Origin of the sequence: Arthrobacter sp. Soil762, assembly GCF_001428335.1 — a bacterium.
Classification (GTDB): Bacteria; Actinomycetota; Actinomycetes; order Actinomycetales; family Micrococcaceae; genus Arthrobacter.
The window spans coordinates 205326-229861 of sequence record NZ_LMSG01000018.1 but is presented as its reverse complement, the minus strand read 5'-3'; the positions used below and the strand labels follow the sequence as shown (position 1 = coordinate 229861).

The following is a 24536-nucleotide window of genomic DNA, read 5'->3' as shown; positions in this document are numbered from 1 at the left end:
AGGCAGGACGGCACATGAATCTCGGAACCCAGACCATCGGTCCCACGGACATCGACCCGGTGCTCAAAGCCCTGGCCGCCGCCCTCCACGGTGAGGGACCCGCCGTCGAACTTTCCGCGGGCCCCGACGGCGAACTGGTGGTGGGACACACCGAGACGCCCGGCTGCGATGACGCCGTGGCGGTGGTCCGCACGTCCGGCTCGACGGGCGCGCCGAAGGCCACCATCCTGACCGTCGAGGCGCTGGCGGCCTCATCCATGGCCACCGCCCTGGCGCTCAAGGGCGAGGGCCAGTGGCTCCTCGCGCTGCCCGTGCAGTACGTGGCAGGCGTGCAGGTCCTGGTGCGGTCGCTGTTCGCCGGCACCCGCCCGTGGGTCATGGACATGTCCGGCGGCTTCACCCCCGAAGCATTCACGGCCGGCGCACTGGAGCTGACCGACAAGTTCCGCTTCACGTCGCTGGTGCCCACACAGCTCCAACGACTCCTTGAGGCGCCGTCGCCGGAGACCCTGGCCGTCCTGCGGCGGTTCAACGGCATCCTGCTGGGCGGCGCGCCGGCGTCGGCCGGGCTGCTGGACGCCGCCCGCGAGGCCGGCGTCAGGGTGGTCACCACGTACGGGTCCGCCGAAACCTGCGGCGGCTGCGTGTACGACGGCGTGCCCCTGGAAGGTGTCCAGGTCCGGGTGGCCGACGACGGCCGTATCCTGTTGGGCGGCGACACCGTGGCCGCCGGGTATGTGGATGCGCCCGAAGCGACGGACACGTTTTTCGAGGAGGACGGCGTCCGCTGGTACCGCACCAATGACCTCGGCACGCTGGACGCGGACGGCCGGCTCACCGTGCTGGGCCGCGCCGACGACGTCATCATCACCGGCGGCGTCAAGGTCTCCGCCGCGCATGTGCAGGAAGAGCTGGAAAAGTCCGACGGCGTCGTTTCGGCTTTTGTGGCCGGCGTCCCGTCAACGGAATGGGGCCAGGCCGTGGCCGCGTTTGTTGCGCTCGCCGCCAACGCCGCGGGCACCCCAGCAGGGGATCACGCCGTCGTACTTAAGGAGGAATGGCACCGGCGGCTGGGCCTCCTGGCGCCGAAAACCGTGCTGGCCGGCCCTGAACTGCTGATGCTCCCCAACGGCAAGCCGGACCGCCTCGCGATGATCGACCGGCTCAACGCGCTGCATCAGGGAAAGTAGAGTAGACCTGCACCGGCGGCCCGTTCGCGGCCGCCACCACCGTTTCGCCGTTCTCCCGACCCAACAGAGGTACTGACCGTGGCCACAGCCGCACAATGGATCCAAGGCGCCCGCCTCCGCACTTTGCCGGCCGCCATCGCCCCGGTACTGATCGGCACCGCCGCGGCCTACGAGCTGGATTCGTTCCGCCCCGTTAATGCCGTGCTGGCCGCCCTGGTGGCGCTGCTGCTGCAGATCGGAGTGAACTACGCCAACGATTACTCCGACGGCGTCCGCGGCACCGACGAGGACCGCGTTGGACCGCTGCGGCTGGTGGGTTCCGGCGCCGCCCAGCCGGAACACGTCAAATATGCGGCGTTCGGTGCCTTCGCCGTGGCCATGCTGTTCGGCCTGGCGCTGGTGGTGATCACCCAGAGCTGGTGGCTGATCCTGGTGGGCGTCGGCTGCGTTATGGCCGCCTGGGGCTACACCGGCGGCAAGAACCCCTACGGCTACATGGGCCTGGGCGACGTCTTTGTGTTTGTCTTCTTCGGCCTGGTGGCAACGCTCGGCACCACCTACACCCAGGCCGGCCAGGTCAACCTGCCGGCCGTTATCGGCGCGATCGGCACCGGACTGATTGCCTGCGCCCTGCTGATGGCCAACAACGTCCGCGACATCCCCACCGACATCCAGGCCGGCAAAAAGACCCTGGCCGTGCGCCTGGGCGACAAGCACGCCCGCGAAAGCTACGTGCTGATGCTCGCCGTGGCCATCCTGCTGGTGGTGATCCTGGCTCCCGGGCGGCCGTGGATGCTGATCGTGCTGCTGCTCATCCCTGCCTGCCTGATGCCCGCCTGGCTGATGATCAACGGCCGCAAGCGCAAGAGCCTCATTCCCGTGCTGCAGCAGACCGGCCTGATCAACCTCGGCTACAGCCTGCTGTTCTCACTGGGACTGCTGCTCAGCCACGGATTCTAGGCCGGACCGGGGCGGGGTCCAGGACTCGGGCTCTAGGACTCGGGTGCCTTCGTTTCGGGTGCCTTCGGGCCGCTGTTCCGGATGGTGACATCCGGGTTGGCGTCCAGGAGGCTATCCTCGGCTTCGGCGTCGGCCACCTCGCTTTCACTTCGCAACGGCTTGGCCTTGCCGGAGAGCCGGCCGTGAATGGCGGCAGCGGCGGCGTCGCGCTGTTTCTGGAAGAAAAGGTAGCTGACCGCAAACGCGATCAGCGCTGCGCAGATGACTGACAGCACCGCCCCCAGCTCCAGGAACATAAAAAGCACAAAGAGCGGCGCAAACAGCGCCAGCCGGATCAGGGAGTATTTCAGAAAAGCCACGGTTCAAGTTTAGCCGCCCTGCCTGAACGCCCCCGGCCTGCGGACGATAGACTTAATGCCATGCTCTTCCGTGTGGTTCTCGCTGTCGCAGTTCTCGTCATCTTTGTGTATGGCCTGGTGGACGTGATCCGCACTGACGGCCGCCTCACCCGCGGGATCTCCAAGCCGGCCTGGATCGTGGTGATGATTGTCCTTCCGGTGCTCGGCGCCATCTTGTGGCTGCTGATCGGCCGTCCGCGTGACTCAGCCCCGGTCCGCCAACCACGCAGCCATCCCACCGCCCCGGATGATGATCCCGATTTCCTCCGCAATCTGGAAACGCGCCGCCGCAACCAGACCGAGGCTGCCCGCCTCAAGAAGCTCAAGGATGACCTTGAGGCGAACGCCAAGGCCGACGGCGGTCCCGCTGGCACGGGACAGGACAACGCCGGTACGCGGGGCAAGGATGGGAGCGGCCACGACGAAGCCGGCGGTGCCAGTACGGGAGACGCGGACACCCACGATACCGGCGACGTAAAGTAGGTAAAACGTGGCCCAGCACCCCGACGGAGAATCCCAACAGCCGGTTGCACCCGCCGGGGCTGCCACGCCCCCTCTGCCGCCGCCGCGGCCCGGGCTGTCCTACGCCGCGCCGGCGCCCATCGTTGTCATTCCGCCGACACCGCGGAGCGTCCGCCTGGTGCGGACCTTCTGGCTGTTCAGCTTCGTGGCAGGCCTGGCCGTGCTTGTAGGTTCATTCCTGACCCGCGACTCACACCTGGAGCGGCTCCGCACCGTGGTGGACCAGATGTCCCCCGGCGGCGGGCCTGACGCAGTGACCACGTCCGCGGCCATTGTTTTCTGGGGCAGCCTGGGCGCCCTGCTGCTGGTGATGCTGTTTGAAGCGGCGGCGCTGGCTATTTTCTCAGCGCGCCGCGGCTGGTCCCGCTGGCTCCTGATCCCGCTGCTGGCCGGGCAGGTAATGGTCATGGTGGTGGCCGCGGCTTTCCTCGTCCCCGAGGGCGACGCCGGCAGTTACGTTGTGATGCTCTGGGGAGCCCAGCTACTCCTTGCGTCCTTCGGCCTGGTGGCGGTTTTTGTGCCGTCGGCGGGCGGGTGGCTCAAGGCATCGCGGATCCAGTCGGCGCAGGTCAGGCCGACGCGGACGCGGCAATAAGGGCTCACCTCAGGCAGACTGCGGGTGGAGCTGCAGGGCCGAGCATTCAGCCACCACGCCCTCACAGCTGCGCATCACCACGCGGCAGGCCTCCACGGCTGAGCGCTCCGTCAGCGGGTTTTCCGATACCGTCCGCCACCGGTTTAGGAAGCGGCGGGCTTCGGCCAGGACTTCGTCCGGTCCGGCATCCGGAGCCAGCCCCATCCTCAGGGCGGGCACCGCACCCCAGCCGCCGACCAGCATTTCAGCCTCCGCCGCCAATTCATCGCTGAGGGATACTCCCGTGGTACGGATAGTGGCGAGCAGGCGGAGCTCACGGAACTCATGGGCGTTGGCCTGAAGGCGTTCCAAGGCTGCGGCCAGGCGGCCGACCCCCTCCCTGGGCGCGCTTCGCAGCAAGCTTTCCACTCCCACCAAAGCCGTGCGGGCTTTGAGGGCATCTCCGCGGGCCTGGAACTGCCGGGCCACAAGGTGCAGCAACGGGTCCAGCCCGCTGCGCCGGGCCAGTTCATGCGCCAGTGGCGTGGGTTCCGTGAAGCCATTCCGAATCAGCACCACGCCCAGCCGTATCCCAAACAGCCCGAACCGCTCAAGGAGGGAGGCGCGGGCTTCGGCGCCCAGGCTTTGCGGGACAGTGGCCCTGATGAACCTGTCCGCCGAGAGCAGCATCCGCTCCCGGGCCGACCGCTCCATGCCGGCCAGGACCTGCATGGACTCGAAGTCCGACTGGCGCATGCTGCGTGCGCTTTGCGCCAGCAGCCCGGCCACAGGGACCACCCCCAACGCCAGCTTCCGCAGTCTGTGGTCCCGGCGGTACCGGTCAGCGATGTCATCCGCGGAGAGCAGCGAATCAATGCGGCCCGCACCGATCTCGTCGGCACGGGACAGCACGGCAAGGGCGTTCACGGTTCCCGACCTACCCGCCTCGGTATCCCTGAAGGATTCGAGGAACCGCAGGTCCGAGGCGTGCATGTGGCGCATGAGGTAAATGATGGCATCAGCCTCGGAGGGCGCGTCCACGGGGATGAGGAAATCGGTGGACCGGGCAGAGACGTCTTCGGACAACGAGGCAATTCCCGGGGTGTCTATCAGGGTGAGCTCGCGCAGGGCCGGCGAGGGCCACTCCACCACCAGCCGTTCCATGTCCTCGGCGCGGGCGTTGCCCAGGACAAACACCAGGCGGCCGTCCACGCGCTTCAGCGGCAGGATACGCGGTTCACCGGCAATGGGGTAGGCCGTGATCCGCGGCGTGTGCCCGTAGCGGTACCACGTCACAATCCTTGTGCATTCCCCGGTGTCGGTCGGGGCGATCTCCTCCCCGATGATGGCGTTCAGCAGCGTGGATTTTCCCGCCTTGACCATGCCTGCCACAGCGAGCCTGAGGGGCTCGGACAGCCGCCGGGCATAAGTCTCCAATGCCGCAGCCGCAGCGGGGTCGTCCGCATACACGAGCAGGGCGTCCTGGATCAGGTCCGCCACTCCCGCGCTGATGGACTCCTTCATCTGCCCGCCGCAACCACCGGCGCCATGCCCACCGACTGGCTGCCCGTCGTCGCCGTGCCCACCGACTGGCTGCCCGTCGTCGGACTTCCCGACGCCGGGTTTCCCGACGCCGTGCCGTGCCCGGCCGGAGACTGCGCGGCCTGAGGCCCCGGGGATTGGGCCACTTCGGCGGCCACCAGGCCGGCGGCATGATGCAGGGCGTCCACCTTCTTGAGCTCGGCCTTGATCTCGCGGATGCGGATGTCCTTTTCCAGCGTGTAGGTGGTGGCTGCCTTCTGGGCCGCCGCCACCGAATCCGCCAGGGAGCGATGGTGTTCGTCCGCGATTTCCGTGAAGTGGTCCCGGGTTGAACGCTGCACCAGCCGGAGCCGGTCCTTGAGCTGCTTGCCCACCTGGAAGGTGACATCGTCCAGCTGCCGGCGGACCAGCGCCTTGGCTTCGGCTTGCCGGCGCTTCAGCCGTGCTTCTTTGTCCTCACGGTACGCCTTGCGGCCCAGCAGCAGGCCCGCGCCCACTGACAGGGGATTGATCAGGGCCATGCCAAAAATCCCGGTCAGGAGCCCGAACATCAGCACGCCGCCGTAGGATCCGCGCATGCCGATCAGGACCTTCTGCAGGGGGTTGAGGTGCCCGTCGTCGAGCCTTGGCATGTTGTCCACCGGGTCCAACGCGTCGTCGGTGTCCGAGATGTGGAGCACCGGCAGGGCCACTTCGTCCTCTGAAAAATGCTCCGCCACTTGTGCGGCCAGCCACTGCGCGCGTTCGCTGGTCCACACAAACGTGTCCGAGATCGCGGCGGCGGCGCACTCCTCGAGCCACGCGGAAAACTGGGTCCAGGTGGGGCCGGGATCGCCCTGGTCAATAGCGGCCTCGGCTTCGCGTTGGATCCGCCGCAGGCGGTCCCGGAGGTCGTACTCCATGTCCGCGATCAGGTCGCCGATGCCGTCGTTGAGCGTAATCTGCCACCGGGCGGAACGTTTGCGCAGCTCATCTGCCTGTGACTTCGCCTCCTCCAGCCCAGCAATCATCCGCGGCGTCCCGTCAGGATCCTCAAGCGCTCCCAGCTCGGACCGCAGGGACAGGCGCAGGTTCTCAGTCACGGAGAGCAGGTCCTGGCTGACGGAGCGCCGTTGCAGCCGCTCCGCCTTGCCCACAATTTCATTCCGGAGGTGGCCGATCAGCACGGGGAAACCCGACTCGGCGTTGAGTTCGCTGTCCTGCAGGCGTGCAGCCTCCAGCCGGAGATCCGAGGAAACCGCGAACAGCGGGATGTCCGGCGCCACCTGCGCGAGCTGGGCACGGTCCATGGCCTCCACACGCCGCCAGTCCGGATACAGGTCCGTTTTGGACAGGATGCCCGCAACGCTCGGGGTGATCCGCATGGCCTGGCGCAGGAACCGCATTTCGGGCTCGGTGTATTCCTGCGAGGCATCTGAAACCAGCAGCATGGCGTCCGCCGTGGGCAAGGCTGTGAGGGTGGTCAATGTGTGCGAGGAGCCCAGTCCCCCCACACCCGGCGAATCGATGACCGTCAGCCCGCCGGCCAGGACCTTGCGGGGCAGGAAAACTTCGGCCGCTACCAGCTTCTTGACGTTTCCGGGGTTGCCCCGCTCGGAAACGTAAGCCGCCAGGTCCGCTAGGTTGATCGGCTGCCGCTCCAGTGCGGCGTCGTCGCCGGGCTCTGTGCCGGCTTTGGGCAGCAGGATGGCGGCGGACGCGGGTTCCCCGTGGCGGACCACGGTGGGCACCGAGGTGGCGATGTCGTCGTCGACAGGGCACACCGGGGCGTTCACCAGGGCGTTGATAAGTTTGCTTTTTCCTTGCTTGAATTCCCCCACCACGATCACGCGGATACTCGGATCCCTCAGCCGGCGCAGGGTCTGGTCCAGGCGTTTCCGCAGGTCCGCGCGGTCCCCTGTCCCCACCAGCTCGATGCCCTGCTCCACCAGCAACGCCAGCTGGCCGGCGTTCACGGGCACCGGCGCACGTCCAGGGCCTCCCGGTCGTTGCGATTCAGCCATGATCTGTCCTTTGCAGCAGGGGTGCGGGTGGGGCGGGGGATGATCCGCGAAGAGCCCGGCAGGAGGTCGATGGCCTCCTGCCGGGCGCTCCCGGTACCCGGAACTTGATGTTTATAGGCTGATCTCCGAATCTTCGACCGCGACGTCGGTGTCCACAGCCACGTCAGTGTGCGTCGAGTTGTCCTCGGTGGAGTTGTCCTGGAAAGAATCCTCAACCACAACCTCAACCGGGTTGAAGGAATCAACCACCTCCACCTCGGTGGTCTCCGCCTGCGAGTTGTCCTGGAAGGAATCCTCAACGACAACCTCGGTGGTGGAGTTGTCTTCGATGGAGTTGTCCGAGTTGTCGTTGATTACGAGGGAGTTGTCCTCGGTGGAGTTGTCTTCGATGGAGTTGTCCGAGTTATCGGAGTTGTCCTGGAAGGAATCCTCAATCTTCACCGAGTTGTCTTCCGAGTTATCCACGGAGTTATCCGAGTTGTCCGAATTATCGGAGTTATCGGAATTATCGGAATTGTCGTTGAACGAATCAGCGACATCAAGGTCAACGTCGGTGTTGAACGAATCTGCCACATCCAGATCGCTGTTGCCGATGTTGACGTCGCCGCCGGCCGTGATCGAGTTGTCCGTGGAATTGTCCGTGGTGTTGTCCGTGTTGTAGGAGTCGGTGGTGTTGTAGGAGTCCCGGACGTTGTTGTCGTCGCCGGCAGCCAGGGCCTGATCGCCGGATGCGATGACAGCCTCGTTGCCGAACCACTGGTTCACGTCGCCGTCGGCCCAGATGTTCTGATTGACCGACTGGTCCGTGATCGTGTCCCGGTCATCCACCGTTGAGGTGTAGGAGTAGTTGTTCACCACGTGGTGCAGCTGCTGGACAGCGTGAGCGTGATCGTCATGGTGGTCGTGCCCCGGGGTGTGGCCTGCGCCGCCGCCTGCAGGAGGCGGGGTGTGGCCGGCGCCGCCGTTGCCGCCGGTCCACGACGTGTTCCCGCCGGTGTTGTACTCCCGGTCGAAGGAAGAAGCGTTGACAGTGATGGGTGCGTAGTCCAGGACAACCGGCATAGCGGCGTCAACATCGGCCGAGCAGACTTCGCGCAGGCCGGCACCCTCGAGTGAACGCTCCGGATCGTTCAGGAACTCCTGAGCAGCGGCGGGGTTGTTGAACAGACCCATCAGGAACTGGACGAGCTGGTTTGCGAGTGTAGGCATTGGATGGTCCTCAAATCTTCTCGGAGTTGTGGATCGCCAGGCCTCGGTGCCGGGCTTAAATCAAACCTAAGGTCCTTCGTAGGGGCCTGGCATCGGGTTGTGTCCCCGTACCCGGATGCCCCGCATTAGGGGTTTGCCTGTTTCGTGGCTAGGGGCAGCAGGGCTCAGTCCGGGCCCTGATGATCTGCCCTTAGCGCCAGCCTCAGGCGCACCAGCAGATCGGAGCGGTTTTCGGCCCCAAGCCTCCGCCGCATCCTGGCAATGTGGTGTTCAGCGGTCCGGGGGGAAATGTAGATGGCTTCGCCGATTTCCCGGTACGTCTTTCCTTCCAGGACCAACCGCGCCACTTCCTTTTCGCGTTCGCTGAGCCCCGAGGCGTCAGGATGCGCGCCATGGTTGTTCTCGGCGGCGCTGCGGCGTGCTTCCGGTGCCAGCCCGTCGGGTGGCCCGGTGGTTCTGCCCTGCGGGTGGAGGTCCCTGGCGCAGGCAAGGAGCCGCATCATGTCCCTGCGCTCGTCTACCTGCGCGGCAGCATGTCCCGCCAGCCGGGCCCCTTCCCACGGCATGCCCACCACTTTCAGTCCCCGGGCGGCGTTCTCCACATCCGTCGCCTGGAACCGGCCGGCCAGGACGCTGACCCATGCCTTGCCTGCGGCGGCGAGCACAGCGGCCATGTGACTGTAGTCCGCGGCCCGTACCAGCGCTGCCGCGTGCGGGGCAAGGTCGGCCGGGCTCTTGTTCAGCAGGGCAGCCTGGACCGCCGCCCAGTGAAGCGGAACGGCCCACAGGGGTGGCTCCCCCAGCTTGGTCAGCAAAGCCCACGCGTCATCCAGATAATCCGCGACGCGCCGTGTCTCCCGCAACCGGGCGGCAGCAATCATCAGTTCGCCCCACGGCAGAAGGCTGTAAAGGTCGACGGCGGAGTGCAGCATCGCTTCGCGGGCGCGCTCCCAGGCCATCACCAAGTCATGGACGTCGCCGCTACGCCGCGCAAGGCCCACTTCCAGGGCCGCGCACAGGAACTCGTCCCTGGGAACCAGCGGCCAGTGGTTGGCCTTGGAGGCTTCGTTGATGGCCAGCCGTGCTTCGCCAGCATCGTCCTGCTGCATGGCCGACCACGCCTGCAAGAGGTGGAGCCGTGGCTTGGCGGCATCACCGCCCTGCCTCGCGGCGACGGCGGAGCGGATGATGGTGTCCGCTACGTGGGATTCACCGCTGTGGAGGGCCAGTAACGCGGCCAACGCTCCAGGGGTGTCCGGAAGGGGCAGCGCCGAACCGGACGCGTTGAGCATGTCCGAAGCATGGATCAGCAGGGGAAGGCCCTTGTGTGGATCCCGCTCCATCGACGCCATCACGCCCTTGCCCGTATGCGAAAGCGCCACCGCCAGTAAGGTGGGCGACACCGGCGCCGACCCGGCGGGAAAGGCCTCTTCCGCGCCCGCCCGGTCGCCGCTGCCGATCATGACCACCGCGGCAAGCGGGGCGGACCGGCCCATGTTCGCCGGACCAAGCCAGGCATAGAGGTCGGCGCTGCGGACCAGCAGCCCGCGCTGTGCCCAGACGGAAGCAGCAACATCCACGCCAAGTCTGACATCCGGCGGATCGGAACTCACCAGGAGCCCGTCAATAATCCGGCCGGCGGCGTCGAGGTCGCCCGTGGCGGCTGCGGCCTGGGCGCGGCGGGCAGCGATGCGCAGTTCGTCCGCCCCTGCCAGCAGCGCTTCGCTGTACAGCTGGGCGGCCAGACCGGGGTTGTGCTGCAGTGCTTTGTCCGCTGCGGCTTCGAGTTCGGCGGCGACCCTCGGGTCCGCCAGTCCGCCCCTCGCCAGCTCGCGGGCAAGGTCGCCGAAGGGCCGGCCCTCGGCCGAAACAAAACCGACGAGTTCCCGCTGCAATGCATGCACACGGGCTGTGGGCGTGCCGTTCAGGAGCGCGTGTTGCACGGGGCCGACGACGGTCCCGTCGGCAAGCAGCAGGCCCGAGGCCTCGGCGCGGTTTACCACGGCGTCCAGGCCCGGACTGTCAGGGCTTTCCAGCTTGTGCGCCAGCTCACCGGGCAGCGGACCCGGCAAGGTGAACCCCACGGACAGCGCCAGCAGGAGTTCACGGACTGCCGCATTCTCGCCCCGCAACTGCTGTGCCATGTCAGCGGCTCCGGCGGGAGCCGGCGTCCCTGCCTCATGCAGTTCCCGTTCGGGCTGCATATGATCGGCGGCCATGACTCAGACCGCCGGTTCGGTGGTTGGCGCGGGATCCGTGGTGGGGGACGGTTCCGCGAACGGGTCGGGAACCGGCGCAGGGTCCGTCGTCGGATCGGGCTCCGGCGCAGGTGCCAACGACGGCTCGGGAGCCGGGCCGGTGGTCGGATCGGGAGCGGGGTCAGTGGTCGGATCCGGCGCAGGGTCGGTGGTCGGATCCGGAACCGGGTCAGTGGTCGGATCAGTGGTCGGATCAGTGGTCGGATCCTGTGCAGGGTCCGTGGTCGGATCCGGCGCAGGGTCGGTCGTAGGACCAGGGGCCGGGTCAGTGGTCGGATCAAGTACCGGATCGACGGGCAATGGGACCGGGCCCGGCGCCGGATCCGTCGTCGGGTTGGTCACCGGACCCGGGGTGGAGCCTACGGAACCCTGTGCAGGCTCACCAGAAGTGCCCGTCCCGGCAGCGGCCCCGCCGGCGGCTGGTTGGCCTGCTTCGGTAAGTGGCCTGCTGGTGGACGAGGCAGCAATGTCCAGTCCCGTGGAACTGTCCGGCGCGCTGCTGTCTTGCAGCAGAGCGCTGGCTTCAATCCCCTGCACGGGTAGCTGCGCTGCGCCTGCTCCTGCTCCTGCCGCGCCTGCTCCTGTCGCGGGGCCACCGGAGCCAGGTCCGCCGGTTCCGTCAGGAGGAGCAGCGCTTGGGGATTCCTTCGCCGCATCTGCCGGCGCGGCGAACATTGCCGAGAGGCTGCCGAGTCCCTCCGGGCCCTGGGCTGCAGTCGCCGTCAGCCCGGTAAAGAGCGCCGCTACCGCTGCTACCGCACTCAGCCGCACGGTCGGACGTGGCCCGTGCGCGCCGCCCTTGCGCCCGGCGGCATGGGCACCGGTGGTATGGGCGCCGGCGGCGAGTGCTGCAGCACCGGCGTCGGCATGCCGGGACCAGCTGGCTCGTCGGCCAGCAGCTCCATGATGCCCGTCACCCTGCGTGAGTACGACGGCGTCAGCCAGCTGTGCGGTCAGTACAGCGGACTGCGCGGCCCCCTCCGGCTGAGCGCGAAGGGCGGCAACCGCCGCGCCGAGGCAGATGGATGACTTCGGATCGGCGTCCACGGCGATCGGACGGTCCAGCTGCTCCGAAATCAGCTGTGCCACCAGGGGAATGCGCGATGAGCCGCCGATCAGAAGCACCGCGGACAGGCAGTCCGGGGTGAGCCCCAGGTCCTGAAGCGAACGCTCCAGGACGTCCACTGTTTCCCGGATGGGCTCGCTGATCATCGCCTCGAAGTCGGACCGGACCAGCCGCACCTGCTGCTGGATTCCCGGCAGCAGCACCGAAATGCTCGCCTCGCTGTCCGCGGACAGCGCCTCCTTGGCTTCAACACACTCCCGCCGCAGGCGCGACAGGGCCGCCAGGGCGCCGGGCGCCGACGGGTCAAGATTTGCCAGGCCCTGCCCGGCGTGATCGGCAACGTACCGCAGGACGGCTGCGTCGAAGTCGGCGCCGCCCAGCCCCTCGATCCCTTCGGGCCGGCCCAGCAGTTCAAAGTGGCCGGCGTCCGTTTTCTTCAGGACGGCGGTGTCAAAGGTCCCGCCACCGAGGTCGTAGACGGCGATGGTACTGCCATCCTCCACCCGCACCTGGGCGGCATAGTGCAGCGCCGCCGCTTCCGGTTCGCTGATCAGCGTGACCTTGGTCAGGTCTTTTGAGGCCAGGGCAGCGAGGATGAGCTGCGTTCGGTGCGCACCCCAGGAGGCAGGGTGGGAAAGGATAATGTCCGACGGCGGCGCGCCCTCGCGTTCTTCAGCCCGGTCTGCAACCCATCGCGCCATAGTGGCGAAGACGTCCTCAGCAGGAAGGGAAAGCGTGCCGACGGCAATGGGGACGTCGTCTCCGACCCGCCGTTTGAACTCCCGCACCACCCGCTCCGGGGAGTCAAGGCCGCGGCGCTCGGCCGCCTCCCCCACCAGGATGGGGCCTTCCTCGGGGTAGTAGACCACCGACGGCACAGCCGTTCCGCGGAGCCCAAGTGGCAGGCTCTCCGGAACACGCGAAGCATCGTGATCAATTCGGACTATGGCGGCGGCGGTGAAACTGGTCCCTACATCAACGGCGAGGACATAGTTCATGGGCACCTCGGCAAAAACGCAACTAGCTGTCTGCGAGCTTCATCACTGACAACTCCCACCAAGGTAGCATCACCGTCTGCGGGGCAACACCCTTATTCATACATCGATTGGCGTATCAATCCACCGTTGCCAACGACAGCGGGAGAAACCCCAGTTCAGAGGCCCGAATAGGAGTGCAGACCGTTAAAGAATTGGTTGACGATGGTGAAGTTGAAGACCACGCAGAGGTAGCCAACGATCGACAGCCACGCGGCGCGGGTGCCGGTCCAGCCACGCGTGGCGCGGGCGTGCAGGTAGCCTGCGTAGACCACCCAGATCACGAAGGTCCAGACTTCCTTGGTGTCCCAGCCCCAGAACCGGCCCCAGGCTTTTTCAGCCCAGATGGCACCGAACATGAGGGTGAAGGTCCAGCCGATGAAGGCGATGGCGTTGATCCGGTAGGACAGGTTTTCCAGGCTCAGTGCCGAGGGAACCAGCCGCATAAAACCAAGCTTGTCGGCACCGCCGGCTGCCACCGTCTTTTGCCGGTGGGACTGCACCAGTTGCAGGGCGGACATGGCGAACGTGAGGGTGAACAGCGCGGAGGAGAGCACCGCGATGGAGACGTGGATGATCAGCCAGTAGCTCTGCAGCGCAGGGACCAGGTGGCCCACGGGGGTCCAGTAAGCAACCGAGGCGGCCACCAGCATGATGATGGCCAGGCCCACCACAAAGGTGCCGAGGAACCGCAGGTCACGGCGGATCAGCACCAGCAGGAACACGGCCACGGCCACAAAAGCGCCGGTGGTCAGGAACTCGTACATGTTGCCCCACGGCACCCGGCCGGCACCCAAGGCGCGCGTGATGACGCCGGCGGCATGGATCAGCACGCCGAGGACGGTGAGGGCAACGGCGACGCGCGCCGGAACGCGCCGTTCCGCGGCGTAGCGCATATCGGCGTCGGCCGTCTGTCCGGCCCCGGAAGCGTCGCCTCCGCGCTTGGCAACGGACGACGACGGCCGCTCGGCCCGTCCCACCGGTCCGGCCAGATGCGAGTCCACCCTGTCCGCTGCCACACTGTCCGCTGCTCCCCCGTCGGCTGCCGCGGCTGAACCAGCAGCAGAACCAGCAGACGCACCGGCGCCGGCCATCGCGGGCACCTTGGTCCCGGCAGCCTCGGCCGCCTTCAGGTCAATGGCGCGCAGCGCCCTGCTGCTCTTCGCGAGGTCCCAGGCGAAGGCGATGAAGGCCACGGTGTACGTGCCGGCGGCGAGCAGCATAAACAGCTCGCTGTACTGGCCCATGGTTTCGTTGATGGCGAACGGCATTACTGGTCCTTTTTCGGCCCGGTGGGGCCCGCTGGGGTGGTGACAGAGTCTGCGCCATTATCGCCCTGGCGGCTGGGAGTTTGCTGGGTGACGCTGGAATCGGAATCGTCAGCAGATTCGCCGGAATCAGAATCCGCAAGCTGCCACTCTTCGGACAGCAGCTTCCTGACGGCAACCGCTTCCGCGGCGAGCCGGTGGTCCTCACCGCGGGCAAGCAGGCCATACTCCACCATGGTCCGGCCGTCCTCGTGGGTCCCGGTCCGCACCCAGACGCGGCGCCGGTTCACGTAGAGCGAGACGATCAGGCCGCCCACGGCCAGCAGCGCGAAAATGAGGGCGTACAGCTGGCCCGGGTTGTGGTGGATGTCCACGCCCACGTAGCGCTTCACGCTGTCAAAGCTGATGCTGCCCTTGCCGTCCGGCAGGGTGTAGGTGCTGCCCGGAGCCAGGGTAATGCCGCCGGCGTCCAGGTTTCGGGCGTTCAGCGGCGTGAGGTCCCTGACGTCCAGTTCAAAGACATTCTGCGGCGAGCCAGCGTCCAAACCAAGGTCCCCGAAGTACGAGTTCAGGGTCAGCTGCGGGTTGAAGAGGTCCGGATCGCCGCTGAAGGACACGCCCTCCTCGGTGATAAACGCCGTGGGCAGGAAGAACCCCACGAAGCCCAGCTGTTCGGGCCGTGCGTCAGGGACCTTGATCACCAGGGACGAGTAGTAGTTGTCACCCTGGAGCTTGGCCACCACGGGACCCTGCATGGCCACGTTGCCGGCGCCGTCACGGACAGTCACCACGGGCGCGTAGCCGTTGCCGGTGAGGTAGATGCTGGTGCCGCCCAGGGTCACGGGATCGTTGACCTTCAGGACTTCCTGCTTGGCGGGCGAGTCCGGGGTGTCCCGGGTGGTGACTTCGGCGTTGAAGTCGATGGGCTGGCCGATTTTGCCTGGTGATTCGCGGTCAAACAGGACGTCGAATTTGTCCAGCTGGATGGAGTACGGCTGCAGCTGGCTGGACTGGAAGTTGGTGCCGGGGGTGAACTGGTCATAGCCCACCAGGGTGTTCACGAAGGTGTCGCCCTCCACCAGGATGCGCTGGCCGCTGTAGCCGAACAGGCCGCCCACGGCCACGGACACCAGCACGCCGATCAGCGACGTGTGGAATACCAGGTTCCCCACTTCCTTGGCGAAGCCGCGCTCGGCGCCCAAAGAGGGCCGCGCGCCGTCGTCGTCCCTCACTTCAACGCGGTAGCCGCGCTTCTTCAGCACCCCGGCGGCGCTGCGGATGGCGTCCGACGCCGGGAGGCCGGCGTCGGCGGGAACCACCAGGGTGCCGTACTCGGGGAGGCGGGAGAGACGTTTGGGGGTCCGCGGCGGCTGGGAGCGCATGGCCCTGTAGTGGGCGATGGCACGCGGGACCACGCAGCCGATCAGTGAGATGAACAGCAGGATGTAGATGGCCGAGAACCAGGCCGACGAGTAGACGTCGTAGAGCTGCAGGGTGTCCAGCAGCTTCCCGTAGTCCGGGTTGTCCTTGATGTACTGCGTCACGATGGACGGGTTGGCCGGGCGCTGCGGGAACAGCGAGCCGGGCACCGCGGCGACCGCCAGGAGCAGCAGCAGGAACAGCGCAGTGCGCATGCTGGTCAGCTGGGTCCAGGCCCAGCGCAGCATCTCCACCGGCCCCAGGACTGGAAGCGCCGCCTCAGTTCTGGCGGCGGCAACGGGGGCCGGGGACTTTTTGTTTGCTTTCACGCGCTCGCTCATCAGATCGGCAACTTCACATCGGTTTGGAACCAGTACTGCAACTCGGTGACCCAGGCGCCCCAGACGCCGCTGGCCATCAGCAGGCCCAGCACCACCAGGATCCCGCCGCCGATCCGCTGGATGGCCAGGCGGTGCGTGCGGAAGAAGGACATCACGCCCATGCCGCGCCGGACCGCCAGGGCGATCAGCAGGAACGGGATGCCCAGGCCCAGGCTGTAGACAAACGCCAGGAGGGCACCTTTGGCTGCGGAGGAACCGCCGGACAGGCTCAGGAGCTGGACGGCGGAGTAGGTGGGCCCGATGCACGGGGCCCAGCCCAGGCCGAACGTGAGGCCCAGCAACGGCGCACCCCACAGGCCGGCCGGCGGCTTGGCGTGGATCTTCGCATCACGCTGCAGCCAGCCGAAACCGCCCATAAACACCACGCCCAAAAGGATGACCAGGAGCCCCAGCAGCTGGGTGATCCAGGCATTCTGCGAGCCGGTGATCAGGGTGCCGAGCTGGCCGAACGCGCCGCCCAGAAGCACGAAAATCACCGAGAACCCCAGCACAAAAAGCCCGATGCCCGCCAGCATCCGGCCGCGCTTCTGCTTCTCCAGGTCCACGCCGCTCAGGCCGGTGACGTAGCCCAGGTAGCCGGGCACCAGGGGCAGCACGCACGGCGACAGGAAGGACACCAGGCCGGCGAGCAGCGCCACCGGGATGGCAAGCAGGAGCGAGCCGTTCAGGATGGTTTCGGCGAAGGGGCTGTTCACGGTCCGGGGCCGCCGCTACTCTGCCACGGCGGCGGTGATGAGGGCTTTGAGGGTGCCCTTCTGGATTTCGCCCAGCACGCGCGAGGCCACACGGCCCTGCTTGTCCAGGACCAGCGTTGTGGGGACTGCTCCCGGCGGGACCAGGCCGGAGACGGCCAGGAGCACGCCGCCGTTCTTGTCGTCGAAGCTGGGGTAGGTCAGGTTGAAGGTCTTGTCGAAGGCCTCTGCCGTGCCTTTTTCATCGCGGAGGTTGACGCCGAAGAACTGCACGCCCTGGTCCTTGAAGTCCTGGTGCAGCTCTTCCAGGATGGGTGCTTCAACGCGGCAGGGTGCGCAGGCGGCGAACCAGAAGTTCAGGACGGTCACCTTGCCCTGGAAGTCCGCGGGGGCTATCTGGGTGCCGCTGAACAGCGTGCCGTTAATGGCGACGGCGGCCTTGCGGTCCGCCGCGGTGAACTCGGTCACCGAGCCGTCCCCGGCCACGTAGTTCTTGTTGTCGCCGGCTTTGGCCTGCTTGGCGAGGGCGTCTTCCTGCGCACAGGCGGACAGGCCCAGGGTCAGGGCGGTCAGGGCGGCGCCCCCGGCCGCGAGAACGGCACGGCGGGACGCTGTGCCTGAAATTGCGGGGGATGTTGCGCGAGGGTCAGTCATGTCAGGCTCCGGGGGTGCTGGCGGCACCGGGAAGAAGTACGGCAGCGGGCTCACTGTACTCAACGCGCAGGAGCGAGCCGTCGTCGTCGAACACCAGGGAGGTGATGGACGTCAGCGTGCACTCGCGTTTGCGCGGGTCATGCCACAGCGGCCTGCCTTCGGCGCTGAGGCGGGTGGCCCAGATGGGGAGCTGGTGGCTGACCATGATGGCTTCCGCGCCGTCGGTTCCGTAGTCGCCGGCGGCCAGTTCGATGGCCCGGAGCCGGGCGTCCTCAACAGCTGACATGACCCGCGCGGCCTGCGCCTTGTACGGTTCGCCCCAGGACGGCCGGAACGGGTTGACCAGGTGGGGCCAGTGCTTGGGCTTCCGGAGCTCGGCCTTGGTGACCTTCATGCCCTGGAAGTAGTTTTCCGCTTCAATGATGCGGCTGTCCGTGTGGAGCTCCAGGCCAAGCGCCTCAGCCGTGGGGGCCGCCGTCTCCTGCGCCCTGACCAGCGGCGACGCCGCGAGGTAGACGATCCTGGCCCCGCGCGCGGCACGTTCGGCGAAGTGGTCGGCAAGCATCTGCGCCATTTCCCGGCCCAGCTCGGAGAGGTGGAATTCGGGCAGCCTGCCGTACAGAACGCGGTCAGGATTGTGGACCTCGCCGTGGCGGAGCAGATGGACAGTGGATTGGGGCATGTGTACCAGTTTCTCAAAGATGGCGTGCGATCCGAAATCTTCTACATTCCGTAGAACTCAAATTTTTGGAAAAATGTTCCGGAACCGGGAACAAAACATGCAAACGCATGTTTATACTGGATGCAGCGGATAGTTGAGGATTCAACAGATGAAGCGTCAAGCTATCCGGAAGTACCACCCGACAAACCCAAGGAGAAACACCATGACTCTTCCCGCAGACGTCACCACCGGCACCTGGACCCTCGACAACTCGCACAGCGAGATCGCCTTCACCGTCCGGCACGCAGGCATCAGCAAGGTCCGCGGCCAGTTCAAGGATGCCGTGGCAACCCTGGACCTCGCCGACAACGTGGCCGATTCCAAGATCATCGCCACGATCCAGACCGCCAGCTTCGACTCCGGCGATGTCAACCGCGACGGCCACGTCCGCGGCGAAGACTTCTTCGACGTCGAGACCTTCCCGGAAATCTCCTTCGTCTCCAACGGCCTCGTGGCCAAGGGCAACAGCTACGAGCTGACCGGGGACCTCACCATCAAGGGCGTCACCCGCCCGGTTGCCCTCGAAACCGAGTTCAACGGCGTGGCCGTGGACCCGTTCGGCATGACCCGCGCCGGTGTCTCCGCTGAAACCACCATCAGCCGCAAGGACTTCGGCCTGACCTGGAACGCCGTGCTGGAAGCCGGCGGCGTGCTGGTCAGCGACAAGGTTGCCATCAACCTGGAGCTCGCGTTCATCGCACCCGCAGCATAGTTCTTTCGTCCTGAAGTACCCCGGCCGCCATGTTTCCCCGGAATCTGGCGGCCGGGGTGCTTTGTTTTATCCCCTAGATACCGGCGGATACGCGGTCTACAGTGAGACCCATGAGCAACAGTGAAGTACCACAGCCCCAGCAGCCCCAGCAGCCCGGCGCTGAGCAGCCCGGTGCCCAGCCGCCCGTCACTCAGCCGCCGGCCGGCAACGTTCCTCCGGCCGGCTACCAGCCGCCACCGGCCTACCCGCAGCCGGGCCAGGCTTATCCCGCGCCGGGACAGGCCTACCCGCAGCCCGGCCAGCCATACAACCAGCCGGGCCAGCCGGGCGGCTTCCATTTTGAGATGCCCACAGACGGTCCCCGCAACTTCAACGACGTGATGCCCAAGGCCGGATTCTCCGGCATGTTCAGCGTGACCGGGCTGCCCACCGAGCTCAAGGTCTCGTACTGGATCTGGCTCATCGGCGGCATGCTGGGAGTCCTTGGCGGCCTCTTCGGGGTGCTGGGCTCGCTGGCGTTGTTCGTCGTGGCACCCGGGCTGGCCGTTGTGGTCCTCCTGCTCGTCCTGGTGGCACTGGCCCTGGCGGCGGCCCAGATTGTCCTGGTCCTGAAGATGAAGGAGGGCAAGGAATGGGCAAGACTTGCGCTCACCATCGTGGCCGGCGTTTCGCTGGTGCTCGCCGTGCTTGGCGGCAGCGTGGGCGGCGGCGGGATGGGCCAAGGCATCGGCAACAACTGGCTGGGCTTCCTCATCAGCGCCGCGGCAACGGTGCTCATGTGGCTTCCGAACTCGCAGGCCTGGTTCAACGCCGCCAAGGGCCGCGCGTAGACCGGATCCAGAAGAAACACAGTCTTGCGCGACCCCCGCTGAGTTCCGCGGGAATACCTCTCCGGAATGATCCCCCGCGGCACCCGCCGGGGGTACGGTGGGAAGTAAGCCGTACTGGGGGCAGGCCAGTTGGACTGCACCCAGCAGCCGAACTGACATCCGACCTGCAAAGGACCGCTCATGAGCACGCCTGTCCCGCCTCCCGTTCCGAACGAGCCCGAGCCCGGCAACCAGCCGCCAGCGCCCCGATACGGCGAGAACAGCCCGCAGCTCGGGCAGCCCACACCGCCGGCGCCACAGTACGGGCAAAACGCCCCGCAGTATGGCCAGCAGACTCCCCCGGCACCCCAGTACGGGCAGAACGCACCCCAGTACGGGCAAAACGCCCCGCAGTATGGCCAGAACAACCCGCCGCAGTTCGGCCAGCCCACGCCTCCGCCCTATGGCCAGCAGCCGTACGGGCAGTCCCCCTACGCGCAGTACCCGTCCGAACAGCCGCAGGCCACGGGATCCAACGGGGTTCCCCAGCTGGTCAACATCTCGTTCTGGCTGCTGATTGGCGCGGGTGTTGTGTATGTCATCAGCCTGCTGATGGGCATTGGCATGCTCGATGACCCGGCCATGCGCCGCGCCTTCGAAGACGCCATGCGCAGCGGTGGCGCTACCGGCACGGAGTTTGCCTTCGACGATTTCAAGGGTGTCCTCGCCGGGTCGCTCGTGGTCTTCGCCATCATCGGCGCTGGGCTGTACGCGCTGGTGGCGTTCTTCGTCCGTAAGGGCAAGAACTGGGCCCGCATCCTCGGTACGGTTTTTGCGGCACTGTCCATTTTTGGCCTCTTCGGACCACCGAGCTTTGGAACCGTGGGGACGCTGGCCGGGATCGCAGCGATCGTGCTGCTCTACCTGCCGGCCGCGGCACCCTACTTCCGCAAGCAGCAGCCGTTCGCTAACCCGTACGGCGCCCCGGGCACCACGCCTGGCAACCCCTACGGGCAGTAGTACCAACGAGCCATCCACACCCTAACGGGCGTGGGCCCCATCAGCCGCCGACGAACTAGGCGGTCTGGTCCGGGGTCTGCGCCCGTTGTGCGTGATAGGCGAGGATCTGCAGTTCGGTGGCCATATCCACCTTACGGAGGTTGACGCCCTCGGGGACCTGCAGCATAACGGGGGCGAAGCTCAGGATGCTGTGGACGCCGGCCGCCACCACGCGGTCGCACACGGCCTGCGCCACGTGGGCTGGAAGCGCCAGGACCACCATGTTGGCGCCCGTCCGCTGCAACACGGCCTCCATGTCCGCAGCGTCGCTGACGCGCAGCCAGCCCACCTCATTTCCCACCACCATCTGGTCGGCGTCGAAAATTGCCACGACGTCAAACCCGCGGGACTCGAAGCCGCCGTAACGGGCCAGGGCTTTGCCGAGGTTACCAGCGCCAACAATGGCGACCTTCCAGTCGTGGGTCAGCCCCATCGCCGCGGAGATGTGGCGGCTCAGGTACTGCACTTCGTAGCCCACTCCGCGCGTGCCGTAGGAACCCACATAGGAAAGGTCCTTGCGAAGGGTTGACGAGCTCACTCCTGACGCTTCCGCCAGCGATTCCGAAGATACCCGTTCGACGCCGTCGGACAGCAGCGTGTTAAGGGCGCGCAGGTAGATGGTCAGCCGGGCCACTGCTGCGGGCGGTATCTGCTTGGTGGACTCGGCGCCGTGGACGGGCTGTGTACTGTGGCCAGTTTCTGAACCTTGGACAGCCTGCGGAGATGAATCCAGTGAAGTCACTATCCCCTCCATCCCATCGCGTCGTGACTCCACTCTAGAGCCCCGCCACTGATGCCAACAAAGCCGGTGTCATTCTGCGAGGCCGCTTTCCTACTGGGCCATGGCGCGTTTGAGGACGCGCTCCAGCCGGGCTTCGTCGATCTTCCAGAAATCGCGTTGGATTCCATCCACCAGGACTACGGGGATTTCCTCCGCGTACCGCTCACTCAGTTCCGGCAGCTCGTCCACCTGCTGTTCTGTCCACCCGAGTCCCAGCGAGGCAGTAACGCGTCCGACGGCGTCGCGCGCCCCTGCGCACAGGTGACAGTCTGCTTTGGTGATGAGGACTACCTCGGGTTTTGCCATGCATTAACCGTATCCCCCTTCAGGGCAGAGAACAGGGCAGAGGACAGCGGCCGACGGCGGGGCGTACGGCGACGCGGGTATCCGGGCGTGCACTGGCACTCACGCCGGCACTGAAATCTTGGTCACCGAGTATTGACTAGACTCGTGGACATGCCCGAGGAGAAGTACGTCGCTGTGGTGACCCAGCCGGATGCGTTGATGCAGACCGGCGAAGCCGCCTTCTTCGACGTCGATAACACCCTCATGAAGGGCGCCAGCCTCTTCCATGTTGCCCGCAAGATGCACCAACGCGGCGCCTTCACCCTGACGCAGGCTGCGGGGTTCGCGTGGAAGCAGTTCAAATTTGTGGCGCGCGGCGAGAACATGGACGATGTCCACGCTGTCCGCGACTCCGCCCTCACTCTCGCCGAGGGCATAACCGTGGAAGACGTCAAGGCACTGGGCGAAGAGGTCTACGACGAAATGATCGCGTCCAGGATCTGGCCCGGCGCCAGGGCACTGGCGCAGCAGCACCTGCGCGTGGGCCGGCGGGTCTGGCTGGTTACCGCAACCCCCATCGAGGTTGCCGCGGTCATTTCCACCAGGCTCGGCCTGACCGGGGCCTTGGGCACCGTGGGCGAGGTTGCCGACGGCATGTACACCGGCCGGCTGGTGGGCGACATCCTGCACGGTTCCGCCAAGGCAGTGGCAGTGCAGGCCCTGGCCCACGCCGAAGACCTGGACCTCAAGCGGTGCTGGGCCTACAGCGACTCATACAATGACATCCCGCTGCTGACCCTGGTGGGGCACCCGGTAGCCATCAACCCCGACGCCAGGCTCCGCCGCCACGCGCGGGACAACAACTGGCCGGTCTACGACTTCCGTTCCGGCCGCCGCGCCGCCACCCTGGGGCTCAAGGCAGCAACGGCCGGCGGCGTAATTTACGGACTTTGGAAAGGCTTCGCCCGCATCCGCGGCCCCCGGGCATAGCAGCGACTGCCCGGCTGCTACCGCTCGGACGCAAAAAAATGCCCGCTGCCGGGAAGGCAACGGGCATTTCACGCTTGTCGAAGTATCTCTACTTCTTATTGCGGCGCTGGTGACGGGTCTTACGAAGCAATTTGCGGTGCTTCTTCTTGGCCATACGCTTGCGACGCTTCTTAATAACTGAACCCACGAAAGTTCCTCACAAACTAGATGCAGTACCTGTCTGATGGAAATGGTCCGTGGACAGAGCTACAGACTGAAACAACTGACAGATTCTTACAATGACGTAAAACGTTCCTTAACAGGGTACCGCTTCTTGGCGATGCCCACTGACCGCAGGTAATGCTCAGGCGGTTTCGGAGTGCCCGTCCACCACAGCACCCTTGAGGTACTGCTCGACGGCGCGCTCCGGCACGCGGTACGACCGGCCGAAACGCACCGCGGGCATTTCGCCTGAGTGGACCAGCCGATAGACGGTCATTTTGGAGACGCGCATGACCTCGGCCACTTCGGCCACGGTCAGGAACTTCGCGTTCGAGAAGTTCTGTTCTGCGGACATTTCCCTATTCCTTTGCTGATGGATGACGACAGTACCCCAGCTTTGATTCATAATGCGGTGTGCCGATGCTGAGCCATCCACCAACCATGTGTTAGATACTCTAGAGGTTCATGGGGCTGTAGTGAAAGTCATCCGGGCAATCATTAAGCGGTCCGGCGCTTCCTGGCGGACGCCGCCAGCTGACCGAGGACCGAAATGGAGACGTCCCAATCCATGCACGCGTCCGTGACACTCTGCCCGTAGACCAGTTCCGCCCGGCCAGCCGCATGCTCGGCGACATCCAGGTTCTGTGCACCACCCACCAGGAAACTCTCCAGCATGACGCCTGCGATGGCTTGTGCCGCCTCGCCGCCATCCTCCAGCTGTGCGCCGATTTCCAGCGCCACTTCCGCCTGCCGGTGGTGGCTCTTGCCGCTGTTGGCGTGGCTGGCGTCCACGATCAGCCGGGGGTTGAGCCCCTTGCCGGCGAGTTTGGCGGAGGCACTTTCGACGTCGGCCGCTGAGTAGTTGGGCCCCTTCCGTCCACCGCGGAGGATGACGTGGGTGTCCGGGTTCCCGGCGGTGGCCACCAGCGCGGCCCGGCCGTCGCCGTCGATCCCCAGGAATGCCTGGGCGGCAGCGGCGGCGCCGCACGCGTCGAGCGCGACCTGGAGGTCGCCGTCGGTCCCGTTCTTGAAGCCGATGGGCATGGAGAGACCGGAGGCAAGCTGGCGGTGGATCTGGCTCTCGGTGGTGCGCGCCCCGATGGCTCCCCACGAGATCAGGTCCGCCATGTACTGCGGGCTGATGGGTTCCAGGAATTCGGTGGCCGTGGGCAGACCCAGAGCGGTGACCTGCTGCAGGAATTCCCTGGCGGTCCGGAGCCCGGTGACCATGTCGTGGCTGCCGTCCAGGCGCGGATCGTTGATCAGGCCCTTCCAGCCCACCGTCGTGCGGGGCTTTTCGAAGTACGTGCGCATCACGATCAGGAGGTCGTCACGGTGCTTCTCGGCCTGGCTGACCAGGCGGCGGGCGTATTCCAGTCCAGCCTTGGGATCGTGGATGGAGCACGGGCCAACGATGACCAGCAGCCTGTCGTCCACGCCGTCCATGATGGCCCGGACTTCGTCGCGGCCACGCTCGACGACGTCCGTCACCCGGGCGTCCAGAGGCAGCTCGGCGATGAGCTCCTGGGGCGAGGGCAGCGCAGTGAATTCGCTGACGCGCAGATTGGACGTGGATTTTGCGGGAGTGGCTGTCGCGGTGCTCATGTTCGGGTCCTGTTCCAGATAGGAAGCGGGCCCAGATCAGAACCCGCCGGAGAAATGGCGAAGGGCAGAGAATGGTCTCTGCCCTGTTGGCTCTGAAGGAAGATGGATGCGTGTCAGTTAGACGCGGGCTCCTCCAGAGCCAACGAAAAATACGCATACCAACGGTTTGTCATAGGCAAACCA

Annotated in this window: 24 protein-coding genes; 8 read left to right on the top strand and 16 right to left on the bottom strand. The window is 66.2% G+C overall.

Going from position 1 to position 24536, the window contains the following annotated elements:
* Positions 1-14: 14 nt before the first annotated feature.
* Both ASG77_RS13685 and ASG77_RS13680 read left to right on the top strand, forming a co-directional pair.
* Complete coding sequence (locus tag ASG77_RS13685; protein ID WP_056346369.1) at positions 15-1190, top strand: AMP-binding protein; 1176 nt, start codon at positions 15-17, stop codon at positions 1188-1190.
* 78 nt (positions 1191-1268) lie between these two features.
* Positions 1269-2150: a 1,4-dihydroxy-2-naphthoate polyprenyltransferase gene (locus ASG77_RS13680; protein WP_056346367.1), complete on the top strand. Its 882-nt coding sequence runs from the start codon at positions 1269-1271 to the stop codon at positions 2148-2150.
* 32 nt (positions 2151-2182) lie between these two features.
* On the opposite strand, the gene ASG77_RS13675 is transcribed toward ASG77_RS13680, so the two are convergent.
* Positions 2183-2509, bottom strand: coding sequence for a DUF4229 domain-containing protein (locus tag ASG77_RS13675; RefSeq protein WP_056346365.1), 327 nt, complete (start codon positions 2507-2509; stop codon positions 2183-2185).
* A 60-nt stretch (positions 2510-2569) separates the two neighbouring features.
* On the opposite strand from ASG77_RS13675, the gene ASG77_RS13670 reads away from it, so the two are divergent.
* Entirely contained in the window at positions 2570-3031 is a 462-nt protein-coding gene (locus ASG77_RS13670; protein WP_056346363.1) for a PLD nuclease N-terminal domain-containing protein, read from the top strand.
* A gap of 7 nt (positions 3032-3038) precedes the next feature.
* Positions 3039-3665 carry a hypothetical protein gene (locus ASG77_RS13665; protein ID WP_235564541.1) on the top strand — a complete coding sequence of 209 codons (627 nt, stop codon included), beginning with the start codon at positions 3039-3041 and terminating at the stop codon, positions 3663-3665.
* A gap of 9 nt (positions 3666-3674) precedes the next feature.
* On the opposite strand, the gene ASG77_RS13660 is transcribed toward ASG77_RS13665, so the two are convergent.
* From ASG77_RS13660 to ASG77_RS13615, 10 genes are all read right to left on the bottom strand, one after another.
* On the bottom strand, positions 3675-5168 hold the full coding sequence (locus ASG77_RS13660) for a dynamin family protein (RefSeq protein ID WP_056346361.1): 1494 nt from the start codon (positions 5166-5168) through the stop codon (positions 3675-3677).
* Entirely contained in the window at positions 5165-7189 is a 2025-nt protein-coding gene (locus ASG77_RS13655; RefSeq protein ID WP_082576040.1) for a dynamin family protein, read from the bottom strand. Before ASG77_RS13655 ends, ASG77_RS13660 begins: the two co-directional genes overlap by 4 nt.
* 111 nt (positions 7190-7300) lie before the next feature.
* On the bottom strand, positions 7301-8398 hold the full coding sequence (locus ASG77_RS13650) for an IniB N-terminal domain-containing protein (protein WP_056346360.1): 1098 nt from the start codon (positions 8396-8398) through the stop codon (positions 7301-7303).
* Positions 8399-8562: 164 nt separating this feature from the next.
* Entirely contained in the window at positions 8563-10617 is a 2055-nt protein-coding gene (locus ASG77_RS13645) for a LuxR C-terminal-related transcriptional regulator (protein ID WP_056346357.1), read from the bottom strand.
* A 3-nt stretch (positions 10618-10620) separates the two neighbouring features.
* The gene (locus tag ASG77_RS13640; RefSeq protein ID WP_056346539.1) at positions 10621-12720 is read right to left on the bottom strand and encodes an Hsp70 family protein; all 2100 of its coding nucleotides are present in this window, start codon (positions 12718-12720) and stop codon (positions 10621-10623) included.
* Positions 12721-12875: 155 nt separating this feature from the next.
* Positions 12876-14027 (bottom strand): c-type cytochrome biogenesis protein CcsB, encoded by a 1152-nt coding sequence (gene ccsB / locus ASG77_RS13635; RefSeq protein WP_056346355.1) that lies wholly within the window; start codon positions 14025-14027, stop codon positions 12876-12878.
* Positions 14027-15784: a cytochrome c biogenesis protein ResB gene (resB, locus tag ASG77_RS13630; RefSeq protein ID WP_056346353.1), complete on the bottom strand. Its 1758-nt coding sequence runs from the start codon at positions 15782-15784 to the stop codon at positions 14027-14029. Before resB ends, ccsB begins: the two co-directional genes overlap by 1 nt.
* Positions 15784-16539, bottom strand: a complete 756-nt coding sequence (locus tag ASG77_RS13625) for a cytochrome c biogenesis CcdA family protein (RefSeq protein WP_056346351.1) — start codon at positions 16537-16539, stop codon at positions 15784-15786. The genes resB and ASG77_RS13625 overlap by 1 nt, the downstream gene beginning before the upstream one ends.
* A gap of 15 nt (positions 16540-16554) precedes the next feature.
* Positions 16555-17190, bottom strand: coding sequence for a TlpA family protein disulfide reductase (locus ASG77_RS13620; protein ID WP_056346349.1), 636 nt, complete (start codon positions 17188-17190; stop codon positions 16555-16557).
* A gap of 1 nt (position 17191) precedes the next feature.
* Positions 17192-17872, bottom strand: coding sequence for a histidine phosphatase family protein (locus tag ASG77_RS13615; protein WP_056346348.1), 681 nt, complete (start codon positions 17870-17872; stop codon positions 17192-17194).
* Between the two features lie 202 nt (positions 17873-18074).
* Here ASG77_RS13615 and ASG77_RS13610 point away from each other — a divergent pair, with 202 nt between their 5' ends.
* The 3 genes from ASG77_RS13610 (at position 18075) to ASG77_RS13600 (ending at position 20452) form a co-directional block, all read left to right on the top strand.
* A complete protein-coding gene (locus ASG77_RS13610; protein WP_056346346.1) occupies positions 18075-18623 on the top strand; it encodes a YceI family protein in 549 nt (182 codons plus the stop codon).
* Between the two features lie 110 nt (positions 18624-18733).
* Positions 18734-19453, top strand: a complete 720-nt coding sequence (locus ASG77_RS22600) for a hypothetical protein (protein WP_156380321.1) — start codon at positions 18734-18736, stop codon at positions 19451-19453.
* A 180-nt stretch (positions 19454-19633) separates the two neighbouring features.
* Positions 19634-20452: a hypothetical protein gene (locus tag ASG77_RS13600; protein ID WP_056346344.1), complete on the top strand. Its 819-nt coding sequence runs from the start codon at positions 19634-19636 to the stop codon at positions 20450-20452.
* A 55-nt stretch (positions 20453-20507) separates the two neighbouring features.
* Here the strand turns inward: ASG77_RS13600 and ASG77_RS13595 are convergent, their stop codons facing one another.
* Positions 20508-21233 (bottom strand): redox-sensing transcriptional repressor Rex, encoded by a 726-nt coding sequence (locus ASG77_RS13595; protein WP_056346342.1) that lies wholly within the window; start codon positions 21231-21233, stop codon positions 20508-20510.
* A gap of 90 nt (positions 21234-21323) precedes the next feature.
* Entirely contained in the window at positions 21324-21578 is a 255-nt protein-coding gene (locus ASG77_RS13590; RefSeq protein WP_056346340.1) for a glutaredoxin family protein, read from the bottom strand.
* Between the two features lie 150 nt (positions 21579-21728).
* Here ASG77_RS13590 and ASG77_RS13585 point away from each other — a divergent pair, with 150 nt between their 5' ends.
* Positions 21729-22547: an HAD family hydrolase gene (locus ASG77_RS13585; RefSeq protein ID WP_056346534.1), complete on the top strand. Its 819-nt coding sequence runs from the start codon at positions 21729-21731 to the stop codon at positions 22545-22547.
* Positions 22548-22635: 88 nt separating this feature from the next.
* Here ASG77_RS13585 and ASG77_RS21410 read toward each other — a convergent pair whose 3' ends face one another.
* From ASG77_RS21410 to ASG77_RS13575, 3 genes are all read right to left on the bottom strand, one after another.
* A complete protein-coding gene (locus ASG77_RS21410) occupies positions 22636-22734 on the bottom strand; it encodes a 30S ribosomal protein bS22 (RefSeq protein WP_003792170.1) in 99 nt (32 codons plus the stop codon).
* 156 nt (positions 22735-22890) lie between these two features.
* Positions 22891-23103: a helix-turn-helix domain-containing protein gene (locus tag ASG77_RS13580; RefSeq protein WP_056346339.1), complete on the bottom strand. Its 213-nt coding sequence runs from the start codon at positions 23101-23103 to the stop codon at positions 22891-22893.
* A gap of 143 nt (positions 23104-23246) precedes the next feature.
* A complete protein-coding gene (locus ASG77_RS13575) occupies positions 23247-24353 on the bottom strand; it encodes a 3-deoxy-7-phosphoheptulonate synthase (protein ID WP_056346337.1) in 1107 nt (368 codons plus the stop codon).
* Positions 24354-24536 lie beyond the last annotated feature (183 nt).